Source organism: Phormidium sp. CCY1219 (genome assembly GCF_035615515.1).
Taxonomy (GTDB): Bacteria; Cyanobacteriota; Cyanobacteriia; order Cyanobacteriales; family Laspinemataceae; genus CCY1219.
Genome location: NZ_JAJENT010000738.1, coordinates 1 through 12,896 on the forward strand (window position 1 = coordinate 1; position 12,896 = coordinate 12,896).

A 12,896-nucleotide genomic window follows, 5' to 3' on the forward strand; every position below is an offset into this window, starting at 1 on the left:
CTTGCTTAATTGCCCTACCTGAACCAGGGAACTTTACCTCCATTTTACCACCATTATCCCCCAACAGTCAATATTTTAATCGGCTCCGAATTTCAACAACATCCAACAATTCCCGACAATTCCCGACAATTTCCGACAAATCAAATTGTCGGGTGAACAACACCCACCCGACAATAGCCGATAATTTATTTCGGAGTATTGACAACCGCTTGAGATTCCATCCCAGAGATATCGGAAACAGCTTTGCGACTAAACAGCTTAAAATACCAAGAGACAAAAAACTCTTTCAGCGGAAACGCCACAAATGTCAGGGGATTTATCGTGACAATGATATTGCGAGCATCGGATTTCGCTTGCTTGATAATTTGCCCAGCAACCCAATCTGCTGACAGCACACCAATGGGATTCAAATTGCTTTTGAACGGACCGAGAATCAGTTTTCGCACCACACAAGGCGCATCCAGACGGCGCAGAGTGACCAACTCCCCGATCGCCCGTTTGGTAAGTTCGTACAAGGGACTAAACGCAGGGCTAACTTCCGCTTCTGACGTATTGACCCATACTTCTTTGCGAGCAATATCTTGATTGGTACGAACGGTGGTAAAGAATAGATTTAACAGACGCAAAGAAGAGAAGGTATTGACCTCATAGGAGAGGGAAATAGCTTCCGGGGTGCGATCGCCATGCGGATTGATTCCATGATTGAGAATTAGAATATCCGCCTTTTCCAATACGTCTGCCAACTCCGATTCTGCACCAACTTTCCAGGTAATGGTTTTCACCTCTAATGCTTCACCCTGGTGGGTTAAAGTAATCGGTTGATTGCCAGAAGTGAGGGCGATAATTTTAGCCCCCGCCCCGTGAAGTTGTTGCAGCAGCGATCGCCCGAGGGTTCCCGATGCCCCAGTTACCGCCACCGTTTTGCCTTTCAAAGAGAATGCTGTGCCCATCAGTTTATCCACAAAAGTAAACGTACCGCAAAAATAAGCATTTTGATTGTCGAAATGATGCCGCCAGTGATAGGTACGGTTCACCATCCAGCGGGAGGGAGGCGCAGTGAAAGGACCCGGTTGATGAGTCAAATCGGTTAATTCATCTGCCCCAGTAATTCCAGCGCCCCGGGCGATCGCGCTACCTAAAAATCCCAGGGTATAAACGCAACCCACCAGTGTCACCCATTGCTGCTGGGGCATGCAAAAATGCGCCACTGCCCACAAACCAATCCCAAACGACAACATTACCAGCGCTTCTGGCACGTCATTGCGCCAGTGCGCGTCTCGATAGATTTTATCGCTAGCGGGAGTTAAATCGGGACGAAATACCCGATGATGCCAAACGTGCAACCGATACAGAGGCGGGAAAATATGAGCCAAAGTGTGGTACAAATCGCGCACCAGTTCTGCCCATAACACGGAACCCACTCCCCAAGCAACCGTCGCGATCCAAACAGTCATTTTTTGCTACTCCAACGGAATTCAAGACAAGCGTCTTTACAGCAGTTTACAGACAATTTTACACTGTAGTGCATTGGGGATAGGAAAAAGTCAGCGCGCCCATGCATTATAGAGCGATCCGGTGGAGTGGGGGCGGGGTGACGGAAACAGACAATCCCCCCACTGGGTTTTGACTGATGCGGATTTTTGCAGGAGTAATCGCCAAAAAAGTTCCGGTTGAGGCGAGAGAGATGAAAGTTAGATTTGGCGGTGCAACAGTTATCAAAGGTGCAGTTAGAAGCAGTAAGCGAGGGGTTGCTGGATTTTTCCAGTGAAGCTGACTTAGCTGCTTGGTTGCGCGATCGCACCACCGGTTAAAGGGTTTGAGCCGATATCTTGCATCCCTCTCATTAGAAATAAATACCCGTAGGATGCGTTACCCCCGCCGTCAATTCCGACTGGAATAACCCAATCGAATATCGGGGGTAACGCATCGCCCCAATGAATAGACACCTCCCTTGATTGCCCGATCGCAGTGGTTAAAACCTTTTCGCTGCTCGGATTTTAGGAAGTAAACTCTTTTTGCAGGTGTAAAGCAATCGTATTCGTTTCAGCCAAATTCCGCCCAGTAGTTTGAATGCACAACCCGTAACCCGGATCGGTCCAAGTTAAAACAAATTCGACGATTCCATTTGGATAAGTTCGCCGAATTGGTGTCTTCAACTTGGGATTAAATGACAGGGAATTGACAATTTTGGTAACATAGGGTGAACAGCGGATTTTTTTCGCGAAAGCCGCCAAGACATCCTTCCCATGATGGTCGTCACTCAACTTCATAGGTTTGCGCGTGGGGTCGGTATCGTCTTGAGGAATGAGTGCTAAAATCGAAGTTTCTTGTTTGGCAAATTGGAGGCGCGATCGCTCGTTAAACAGAACGCCCATCGCCGACAGGGAGAGGTGAACCGTACCGTCGATATCTTCCTCGTCGAGGAGGGACTGCACTAACTCGCTATCCAAGTTCTCTTCAACTTGCGACTTGTCAAGGATTTGCTCGGTTTCTAGCTGTTCGAATAACAGATAGTGATTCAGCCAAAACGCCAGATCCAAAGCCACGGGTTGCGGTGGTAACTCGATGACTTCGGAGAACTTTTCAAATAGATAATATACTGGAATTTCCAGCGCTTGGCCAATCATTCCTGCGAAGGAAATCTGGGCTTTGTAGCCGCCCGTGGCATTAATGGCGATCGCTTCTGGGGAGAAATTTCGCACCTCGGTGCTGATTTCGCGCACCAGGTTTTTTAATCCCTCTTGGGTAAATGCTTTCACATTATCATCGCGCAAGCCTTTTAGCTCTCGAACCTCAACCTGTTGAAATTGCAAAGGGTTTTTAGTGCGTTCGTAATAGAGCTTGAGCAGTTGTCCCATTGCTTTGCCATCGTCCGTATCAGAGACGAGAAAAATCAAACGCAGGCGGTCAGCGAGGAACCCTTTCTCACAGATACGCGATATGGAGTTGATTTCTGCCCCACACAAACGGTCGGTATTCTCTCGTTCTAGCAGCAACAACGAGAGTTGATTCCAATTTTTGGACTCCCAAACTTCCTTGATAGACTCTTCAGCTCGTTTGAGATTATTCAACAAGCTGGTACCTACAGTACAAATTAGAGTAGTTCTCATTAGGTTCTCCTTGCATTCTATTCGTTGACGAGAGTTTGTCCCATGCCCAAGCGGGTTTTGATGCCAGTACCGCAAAATTCGGCATAGCGCAAGAGCAAGTGAGCCACATTGGCCAATAATGGATCGGCGCGGCTGCGAACGTTCAGGTTAACCTCGCCGATAAAGCCACTGATAAAGTTGCGGTGAAGATGAAACAAACGGGTCTTAATTTTGTGTTTTGGAAGCACGACCGCTTGACTTAAATAGGCAATCAGTTCGTCACTTCCAAGGTAAACAGGAGCAAATTCGTTCCACCGGGTCAACCAACTTTGGAACATCAACGTGGGAACTGGTAGGGGTAAATAAATCTGTTGTTGTGAAAAAGCTGTGGGTGTGGTAAATTGTAGGTTAAACTTCCGGAGCGGTTCCGGTTCGTTGGCGACTAATGTGGTGTAAAGCTGTTCGTAACTGGAGATTTCGTCTTCGCGATCGCTCACGGTAAATTCCGACCCGAGAAATTCCAGGGTATCCGATAATTCCAGATCCGCGATCGCTTTAGCCGCCATTTCGTTCAATCCGCACAGGGATAAACGGTACGCTTCCTCCGGTTGAAAGGTACAAAATTCCTTAGAAGTGCTGCAATAACCCACCAACCCAGAAAAAGCAACTACAGGTGTCTGATTTCCAGCCATCTCCCATCCCATGCGCCGATGCAATTCTTTGACTAATTCCAAATGATAAGAACGACGTAAAACCGTGGGTTGCGCCACAGATAGAGTCCAGGTCGATCGGATTAGCATTCCTTGTTCAACTCCTTAAACTTCACCCATCCCGGAACGTATTTGATATCTCCTCTCGGACCGACCACTGTGCGTCTGGATTTCGGGGCTTCAAATCCCGGCGCAGAAATACCGCAAACGTCCCGGATATTTGCAACTAAGTCATCTGGAAGCAGCAAGTTAACCGTCGTCCCCCGCATTCCGCTCCCCCACCCCAACCTCAATTGGTAGGGACAGGTTTCCGGTTCGTAAATCTCCCGAATTTGACTGAAGTCTAAATTGCGATCCATTGCCTTCGGGTTGGTTTTGATGTCATCCCAGTAATCATGTTCAAAATCCCATTGCCCTTGTGCGAATTCTTGGCAGATGCTTAAAATATCGTCAACGCTTTGAAAGGGTAGCTTCATCCCTTGCTTGTGGGAGAACCAGGAGAGCATTTCCGTATCTAGGGAAAGGGTAAACTCCGTTCGCACTTTTCGCACCATTTCTGCATAAATCGAAGCGCGATACTTGGCTTTATAGCCAGGAAAGTGACTGGATACTATTACTTCAGCTACCACCGGAATGTTGTAAGGAATTTCCTTGCCTTGTTTGTTGGCTACTTTATGCTCCACCAACGGCTGAGAATCGCTTACGTGAATTGCTCGCATAAAATCCGTGTTCGGTCCGAGTTTTGCCCGGATGGCCTTTCCCTGGTAGGTTAAGTCAAAATCACAAAACAAACTTTTTTCAAACAACTGGTCATCCAAGCGTTTTTGGTTATACTTGGAAAGACCATTTCCCTGGAGTTTTTGCCGCAGGGTTTGCTCGATCGCGCTCACCCGATGGGCTTGGTGAACCTGATACTGTTGGGCATGTTTCAGCAGGTGGTAGGCGATCGCCGTTCGGATGGCTCCCTTAATTGAAGACCCGGGAATATAAAACTGTCCCATGCCATTTCTAATCATTGGTCGCAGGTCAGTTACCTGTTCCTCTGGCCATTTGCGATTGATAAAGCCATCTAAAAAAATTGGTTCGCCATTCGGAGTTTTAGCCCCTTTCCAGTTGTTACCAAACGCATTTTCTAACAATTCTACAATACTTTCGCGATTTTCGATCGCCGTAATGTAATCTTCCAAATAACCGCGCTGTTTGAGCGCTTTTGCCAGGAATTCTGGATTGGGCAGAAAAACGCGATTGGAAGTTTGCACGTACTCAAAGGGATTTAAGCGTTGTACTTCCGAGCCGATGTGCAATATCGGACTAATAAGACGAATCCGCTTCGCCTCGCAAACATTGGGTTTTTGAATATCGGGATGTTGATGAGTAACCATTGTTCAATTGTAACTCGGCGTCAAACTGGAGAAAAAACAACTATCCGCTATGTCTCGCCGGAAAACGCGCTTTTTTTACTGCAAAATTGCACTTAACGAGCGGGCTTTTCCTTTCCCTAAAATGGCAAAATTAACCCGCCCTTCACTGATTAACCGCGCGATATTTTCTCCCGCTTGACTTTAATCGGAAGACTCAAGGCGATGCCATTGCGATAGATTTTGTGGTTGGTAAAATTTCCCGGGGTCACATCGGCCAATTTACCCAACGGAGGACGGGGAAAAACCGAGCCTTCGAGAAACATTTGCACGGATTTTCGGCGCAAATTGCGACCCGAAGGAGAACCGGAAATCCACCCCCGGCGCTCTTGAATTTCATAGCTGCATTTCTCTGTTATTAACTGCTGCAAAACCGATTCATCGTCATCCCAAAACAAACCGATCGCACAGTGAAGACTCATCTCCGAGGAAGGATTGAGGATTTTTTGCCACTCATCAGGTAAGGAAGATTCCCACTCCACTTCAAATCGTCCCGCACCGCTCGCTCGCCGTCCTCCCATTCCTTCCTCGCCTAGGAGATTCAGGGCGGCGCGCAAGTTGGTTTCTAAGGGTTTATCTTCCTCGGGAAACTCAAGCAAAAAGTACAATCCGGATAAACTGCGGATTTCGTTATTCTGTTGCTCCCACTTAAATTGCACGAACCCGGTATGGTAAAGGTTGGTTGCTGCAGTCACGCGATCGACCGCAATTTTGGGATGCTTCGCTCTTTTCGAGGTATCGTTGTAGTTAAACGTTCCGGCGCGATTTAATGCGGTACTATCCGATGGTTCTTTTTTCGTGTGGGCAATCAATTCTCGGGCATCGCTGTCTGTAAATCCTTCCCCTTGATACCAGCGATGCCACACCTGAATCGGCAGATAAGTCAGTTTTTTGTAAGTTTTGAAAAACTCCAAATCGTTGTCAGGGTAGTTGATGGGAAATTTTAGGGGACGAGGCAGGTAGTAAATCTCGTTTTTTCCATCGCTTTGGGAGTAAATAAAGGTGGAACTCATCCGCACGGGCGGTTGAGGGGAATTGAGAAACCGCTGCAACAATTCTTCTACCGCATTTTTGCCAAACAGTCGCGCGTAGGCGCTCACCCAAGCGCTAAACAGGGCATCGGAACGAATGCGATCGCTGCTTTCCTCCAGTCCGATTCCCACTTCGCCAAAGTGAACCGGACTGTTACCAAATTTGAGTTTGACTAATTTCCAAACGCTCACGATTCGTCATCCTCTCCCGGTAACAAATTTTGGATTTCTTCATTTAAGCTGTTGAAATTTTCTAACAGTTCTGGAGTGGTTTCTACTTGCTTAATCGGTTGGAGGGAACCGCCACCCCCGCCCGCAATCAGGCGGTATTGGTGGATGCTGCGATAGAAAAAGTCAAAGTTGTGAAAACTGATTTTGCCGTAACCGCGAGACCCATGTCCCCCGAGGGCGTCATCTTCCAGGATTGCCAAGGCGATCGCGATGTTTCGCAAATCTTCTTCCGCTTGCTGCGGATTTTCTACCGTATAGACCAGTTCAAACTTGAACTCCGACCCTGCAGGAACCCGCTCAAACTGACGGGGATTCGCCGCTGAAGTAATGCGATCGATACTGTTTTCAAACTTCCACTCGGTCATGTGCAATCCCGTATCGATTTTTTTCAGCTTGTCGGCTGATTCCGGGAGCAAATGGCAATCCCGGACAATCAAACGAGCGGGAGCGTTTCGCCCTTTGATTTTGGTATATTCTTCCCCCTCGATCGTGCGCGTACCACTGTGCTCCAATCCCTGACTCGTGGCAATGGAAGTTTTAACCCAGCAGTTAGACCCACCGGTGGAACCAAAGACTCGACTAATCGGACAAGTCAACGCGCCTTCATAGTGAATAAGCTGCCCGTCAATTTCCGTATAGCCCTCTTCTAAATCGTCGCTCTCGTAACGATAAACCCCACTTCCTCCGAATCGGTTGAGCGGTTTGTTGAGCAATCGTTCCAGGATGGCTCGTAATTTTCCCTTAATCGAAGAACCGGGGAGATAAGGATGCTGTGTCAGGGGGTCGCGAATCACGGGTTTATCCAATCCGCCGATATCGAGGTTTTCTCCACCTCCACCGATATGCAGTCCGGTTTCGACTTTCAGAGTGCTGGTGAGACGAAATTTCCCCAATAATGCTTTTTGTTCGGTTGCGGCTGGCATTTTTATTTTCCTCCTTCTGCTTTGTGATAGGCAATAATCGATTCGATGAACTGCACTAAGCGCTCGAAGTCTTCTGCCTTGTCTACTTTGTCAATGGCTTTTGAGATGACTTTGCTCAATGGGATAGCCGCTTTTTCGCGAGCGGCTGCATAGGCTAATTTGGGCTTGAGCAGCACTACTTCTGTTTCAATTTTGGAAAAGTCGTTTTCTTGAGCGAGGATGGATTTAAGCCGATTGATGGCATCTAAAAATTTTCGCACTTGGTTCGTCTCTAAGCGCTGCTGCTTGAGATAGGGACCAAATTGTTCGGCGTGATGCACCAAGTCGCGAATCGGATAGGTTTGTAAGCTGCCTTGTAACCCATCAATTTTTGCAATAATCTCTTGGGTGATATTTGTTGCTTGACGTTGGTTTTCCTGAGATCTAGGTGTTGTTCGAGCAGTGCGTGGTCTCGAAGGATTGGGTCGATTGGGAGAGTTAGTCATGGGATTGAGAGCGGTTCAACAGTTCTAGCCAAGTGCCGATCGCCCGAAAGTAGGGCGCGTTATAAGGATTAGTGAGGGATTTTCGCACCGGCGCAAATTCCGGCTTTTCCCTAACATGCTGAGGTAATCGCGCTAAAGTGTACGCCATTCGCGGTAAATGCAAATAGTACCGAATATCGTGAAGTTGTCCCGGGTAAACTTGCACCCTCCGCTTCTCTTCAATGTCTTTAATCATTTGCTCTTGCATTTGAGCGGTTGCTAACAAGCTGCGAACGAAGCTGCGAGCGTAATCCAGTTCGATTTGCTGGTTTTCCAGTCGTTCGACTAAGGGGAAAATGCCAGAAATTGGCGGCTGGTCTTCTGCTTTTAAATCCTCCCGAGCCTTTAGCTCGAGATTCGCCAGTGAAGCCCGTCCGAGCCATTCGTCCCACTTGAACACTTGGGCGAACAACCCTAAGCTATCTCGACCGTTTTCTTTAGCCGCCTCTTCCGCTTTACCCGAGGCATTTGCCGCTTGGTAAAGGGGGAATTTGGCGCTGTCGATGCTGATGCCCCCGGAAAGGGTAATATCGGGATTGTAGCCGGTATAGGCGCGAAAAGCTTGGTAAACGTCAAAGGCAAATTCTACCACTTCATTCCACGCCCCGCTCACGAACAAGTCATCGCCGCCCGCATAAATAAACAAGAGGTTCGGTCGAGAGTTGCCAGAGAGTTGTTTGGCGTTTTCCGATAGATTCTCCTGTCGATTCTTTGCCAAACTGTTTAAGTAAACTTTAAAGAAATAACTCATTTGGCGCGACAGTGCGGCAAGTCGGGGTAACGTCTGCTTGTCTCCCAATCCTTTGGCAAATATCTGTCCGAGGCGGTCTACATCCATTCGCAAAGAAGCCACTCGTTTGATTCCTTTGGCAATTGCTGCCATTTCCCGGGCATTCATAAATCCCGGATTGTGGGAATCTTCACTGGGTTCTTGGCTGCGCTGACCGTAGTTTCCGAGGAGAAGGGGAACGGGATTGCCTGTTTTGTAACGTTCTAAACTCCAATCGTTGATTAAAAATACAGTAGATTGTTCGTTGGCGACAGCTTGGGCGGTTTCCCATTTTTCAAAGAGGTAATAGTAGCTTTGCCCAATGCTCAATCGGTCTTTCGCACCTTTAATCGTGGAACGTTTGTCCCGCACGATCGCCTGAGTTTTAAATAGCTTGGCTCCGAGGTCAGACATGGTGCGACAAGTCCAACATGCCAAACAAGAGTTAGGTTCGTGCGGATTTAATGGTTTGAGACTTGGCAGATCGTCTCGATGGCAAACCCCACAGGGTTCGTAGGCGGGTGTGGGTTTGAGCAGTTGGGAAATTTGCTGGTTAAATTTGCGCGATTTCTGTCCCGCCAGTTGTTTAGTTGCTTTTTCCCACACTTGGGCAAATGCATTGGTTCCCACTGCATCGGCGGGAAAGGATAAGCAGTCGAGAGCTAAAAATATTTTGCCCTGAAAGGCTTTTAGCAGCCATCGGTTACAGCGATCGCGCACTTTGCTTATCTGATTTTTCACCGAGTTTCCATCATCACCCGGTGCCAGCAAATACAAATTCCCCCCACCGGCATAAATCACATTGGTGCGCGGTAAATTCAATTCAGATAACAGTTGCTCTACCACCTCCTGCGTGACCAGTTCCAGGTAAAAACTGCGCGCCCGCAGGGATTTTAACGCACCCTCGGAAGAAATCGTATAAATAAACTTTTGAATTCCGGATAAATCTCCCGCAATTAATGTTAACTCACTGGCATCCGAGCGTTGCGCCAGCGCAGCAGCAACGGTAGCGGTGGTTTTCGCTAAGTCCAACAGCGCCACGTTATCGCTTTCGCCCCACCCCAGGTAAGCGCCAAATTTCTCCAGAATTAACATCAGCACCGACAGTTGGTTCCAGTGAGTTTCGCTCAGGGAATTTATCGCCGCTCGAATTGGGGGTTTGAGCTGCTCGATCGCTGGCGCTTGTGTGGCGATCGGATAGGGAATCGGCGGATAGTTGTTGCTATCTTCTAGGTAAATTGCCGGCCAGTAATGGGGTCGGTCTTGCCCTTGGGAAAGCTTCACTGCGTCAAACAACAGACGCAGGGGTTTTAACGCGATCGGACTATCGCTCGGTGCGATCGTCGGCCATCCTAACATCTTCTTCGCTCGCCCCACCGCCTCGGAATCGGGGCCGCGATCGCGTAAAGGGAGGGAAGCGCCTGCCCAATTGCCTAATATCCAGACCGCCTGTTGGGCAATGGATAAAGCATCTGTATCAGCTAAACAAGTCATTCTCGTTATCTGGGATTAAATACACAGTTGAGAGTCATCAGGCAAACTAATATTAAGGCGTGCTGGAGGTGAGCAATCCTTTAACCCGTTCCATCAACGCCGCCGGTATGGTGGTGGCACTCCCGCAGGTCCACGGGCCGCAGGTGATTTCCAAATAGGGGTGCTGTTGGTGAATGGTTTCGCATGAGTCTAATGTACTATGAATCACGGCAAGGGGAATCAAATTTCCCCGATCGCGGCAAAACTCGTGCCAGGGTTCCACCGCTTCGGGTTGGGAACTGATAATCAGATAGTGGGTACAAGCCTCTAATATGGGCTGCTTCTCTGGTTGTACCATACCACCCACATCTACAATTGTTAAATTTTTCTGTAATCTCAATTTTAGTATCGCTTGGCCGCGATCGGGGAAAAATTCTGGGGTCAGTCCGCCTTTGTTAGCGGCTTTAAATTGCTCTGGGTCTGTATCTGCGGGCAATTCAAAAACATAGTTCCCTTCCCCATCCCAGTTGGCCCGCTGTAGGTAGATGTTCGGGTCGATCGCCAGCAGGGTGCGAAACAAGGCGTGGGACAATACGCTTTTGCCGCTATCCGGGGGACCGACCACTAGGAGTGCCGGGTGCAGGGTACTCTCTGGCGGCTCTAATTGCAACACTTGCCCGATACTCACCTCTCGCGCGTGGGTCGCCACGACCACTGCGCCTTTGCGCGGGTCGTGACAGGCGACCCAGGCGGTGGGGTGCAGTTCGTGGACTAAGTGGCCATATAACCAAATCGGTCCGCGTCCGCTGATGACGACCCCTTGGGTGCTGTCGATGCCGGGGGGTAGCTCGATCGCCCTGAGTTCCTCGGGGTACAGGATGCGATCGCGTCGGGTCAGTTCCAGGCTGAGTTTTTGATAGTTCAACCCGCTGGGGGCTTGATGTTTGCTCAGGTGCAATTGGATACCTAACTCCCTGTGACTCATGGTGCTTTCCTAACGCTTTCGTGCTACTATAGCATCCATATAGAAAGGGGGTATTCTAACAATGGCTGTGGAGTTTACCTATCCGCCCACACCGGAGATTTTGCAGTGGTTGGCGGCGGGTCAGCTTGGCAATCGCATGGTGCGATCGCTGCGATTGTGGGTGCTGTTGAGCAAGCTTTATGGTCCGCCGTCTCCTTGGGGGCGCGACTGGGAGGAGGGGTTCGCTTACTCGCAATTGCGCGATCGCCTGTTTTCCTCCACTCACTCCACCAGGGAGCGACTGGCGCAAAACCAGTCAGTGCCGGCTTGCAATGACTGGGACTGTATCTGTCACCGAACTTTCCAAGAGTTGGTCACGGAGGCCGGCGAGTCTGACTGGGAGGGGGATTGGCGGGAAGAAACCATCCGTCTCACCGGCTTGACCCCTTCCCAACTGGAGGCGATCGGGCAAGGGTGCCCCTTCGCTACGGTTCACCGCACCCTGCGCGATGACCTGAAGCACCTGGCGGACTTGGGATGGTTGCAGCGGGTCTCCCGGGGATGCTATAAATGCCTTCCCCCAAAGGAGTGGCCCGCGCCGCCGCACCGATGGCCGCGCGGCGAACCCACCGCCTCCCCCATCACCTTGTCGGCGGCGCAATTTCACGAACTGCTGCCCCTGCTGGAGGATATTTCGTTTATTCAGCCGAATTTAGAGCTGTTGATTCAATCCTTCTGGGAAGCCTCCGGGTCAGAAATTCCTGACATTTCCGGGGCGGGGGCCTGCGAGCCCCGACGGATTTTTATCCATCTCGATTACATCTTACCGCCCGCACTGCAAGACCGGGTAGATACCTACCAGGAGCAGTTGGAACAACTGTGGCGGACTGCTTCTTCTGGGGTGGTGCGGTTTGAATATGAGGTGTCCGGGGAGGAGACGCGCTGGGTGAGCACCTATCCGGTTTGCCTGCATTACGTGCGGCGGGCGAAGTACCTGAGTGCCTGGGGGGAAACCCCGGATGGGGAGATGGGATGGCACAATTTCCGCTTGGACCGGATTGTCTCTCCCCGGTTGACTGTGTTGGTCTGGGGGGACCCCCAGGTGCCGAAGATGTTGCGGAAAATGCGTCGCAATGGGGAGTTGCCCGGATCCGACGAGGTGGCCGCAGAGTTGGAGGGGGCTTGGGGGTTTAATTTCTATCTGCCCCGCAAGTTGCTGCTGCTGCGCTTTCCCCGGGGCTTTGCCGATCGCTATGTGGATAATACAGTGCGTCATCTCACCTTCGAGCCGGTGGCCTACGATAATGTGAGAGAGCTAGTGAGGCGATATGCGAGCAAGACCGAGGAGCGCGATCGGCTGTTGCGGGTGCTGGCGTCGCGAAGTCCCGAGGATGCCTACTATCGCGCTTGGATTCGATTGGGGGATATCAATGTGTTGATGCGCTTGCGCGATTGGCGACCGAAGGGAGAGGTGATTTTGCCTCTGTCTCTGCGCCAGCAAATGGCAGATGAGGCGAGGTTGGAGTTGTCTTTTTATGAGTGAGATACTGAGGCCGGTTTCAACCCACGGGCGAAAGGCGAAAGTAGCCGAATAGCACCCCACGGGGGATAAATCCCCCGTCTTACAGCTCAAGTGGGTTGAAACCGACTCAAATATTTGTCCTGTAAGGCTTTCAGCAACACCCGACGGGGGATAAATCCCCCGTCTTACAGCTCAAGTGGGTTGAAACCGACTCAAATATTTGTCCTGTAAGGCTTTCAGTC

At 49.9% G+C, this 12,896-nt stretch carries 11 protein-coding genes; 2 read left to right on the forward strand and 9 right to left on the reverse strand.

Annotation, left to right across the window (positions count from 1 at the left end; all coding sequences use genetic code 11):
* Nucleotides 1-185: 185 nt before the first annotated feature.
* Nucleotides 186-1,454 carry a bifunctional sterol desaturase/short chain dehydrogenase gene (locus LKK83_RS22330; RefSeq protein WP_324633571.1) on the reverse strand — a complete coding sequence of 423 codons (1,269 nt, stop codon included), beginning with the start codon at nt 1,452-1,454 and terminating at the stop codon, nt 186-188.
* A 249-nt stretch (nt 1,455-1,703) separates the two neighbouring features.
* On the opposite strand from LKK83_RS22330, the gene LKK83_RS22335 reads away from it, so the two are divergent.
* Nucleotides 1,704-1,811, forward strand: a complete 108-nt coding sequence (locus LKK83_RS22335) for a DUF4351 domain-containing protein (protein ID WP_324633572.1) — start codon at nt 1,704-1,706, stop codon at nt 1,809-1,811.
* A 186-nt stretch (nt 1,812-1,997) separates the two neighbouring features.
* Here the strand turns inward: LKK83_RS22335 and LKK83_RS22340 are convergent, their stop codons facing one another.
* The 8 genes from LKK83_RS22340 to crn3 all read right to left on the reverse strand — a co-directional run bounded on the left by LKK83_RS22340 (nt 1,998) and on the right by crn3 (nt 11,153).
* Nucleotides 1,998-3,110, reverse strand: a complete 1,113-nt coding sequence (locus LKK83_RS22340) for a putative CRISPR-associated protein (protein WP_324633573.1) — start codon at nt 3,108-3,110, stop codon at nt 1,998-2,000.
* Nucleotides 3,111-3,127: 17 nt separating this feature from the next.
* Nucleotides 3,128-3,889 (reverse strand): CRISPR system precrRNA processing endoribonuclease RAMP protein Cas6, encoded by a 762-nt coding sequence (cas6, locus tag LKK83_RS22345; RefSeq protein ID WP_324633574.1) that lies wholly within the window; start codon nt 3,887-3,889, stop codon nt 3,128-3,130.
* Complete coding sequence (gene csm5 / locus LKK83_RS22350; RefSeq protein ID WP_324633575.1) at nt 3,883-5,181, reverse strand: type III-A CRISPR-associated RAMP protein Csm5; 1,299 nt, start codon at nt 5,179-5,181, stop codon at nt 3,883-3,885. Before csm5 ends, cas6 begins: the two co-directional genes overlap by 7 nt.
* Nucleotides 5,182-5,330: 149 nt before the next feature.
* Nucleotides 5,331-6,440, reverse strand: a complete 1,110-nt coding sequence (csm4, locus tag LKK83_RS22355) for a type III-A CRISPR-associated RAMP protein Csm4 (protein WP_324633576.1) — start codon at nt 6,438-6,440, stop codon at nt 5,331-5,333.
* Nucleotides 6,437-7,402, reverse strand: a complete 966-nt coding sequence (csm3, locus tag LKK83_RS22360; RefSeq protein WP_324633577.1) for a type III-A CRISPR-associated RAMP protein Csm3 — start codon at nt 7,400-7,402, stop codon at nt 6,437-6,439. The genes csm4 and csm3 overlap by 4 nt, the downstream gene beginning before the upstream one ends.
* Before the next feature lie 2 nt (nt 7,403-7,404).
* Nucleotides 7,405-7,887, reverse strand: coding sequence for a type III-A CRISPR-associated protein Csm2 (gene csm2 / locus LKK83_RS22365; protein ID WP_324633578.1), 483 nt, complete (start codon nt 7,885-7,887; stop codon nt 7,405-7,407).
* A complete protein-coding gene (gene cas10, locus LKK83_RS22370; RefSeq protein ID WP_324633579.1) occupies nt 7,880-10,189 on the reverse strand; it encodes a type III-A CRISPR-associated protein Cas10/Csm1 in 2,310 nt (769 codons plus the stop codon). Before cas10 ends, csm2 begins: the two co-directional genes overlap by 8 nt.
* A gap of 52 nt (nt 10,190-10,241) precedes the next feature.
* The gene (gene crn3, locus LKK83_RS22375) at nt 10,242-11,153 is read right to left on the reverse strand and encodes a CRISPR-associated ring nuclease Crn3/Csx3 (RefSeq protein WP_324633580.1); all 912 of its coding nucleotides are present in this window, start codon (nt 11,151-11,153) and stop codon (nt 10,242-10,244) included.
* 61 nt (nt 11,154-11,214) lie between these two features.
* On the opposite strand from crn3, the gene LKK83_RS22380 reads away from it, so the two are divergent.
* Nucleotides 11,215-12,675, forward strand: a complete 1,461-nt coding sequence (locus LKK83_RS22380; protein ID WP_324633581.1) for a TIGR03985 family CRISPR-associated protein — start codon at nt 11,215-11,217, stop codon at nt 12,673-12,675.
* Nucleotides 12,676-12,896: the final 221 nt, after the last annotated feature.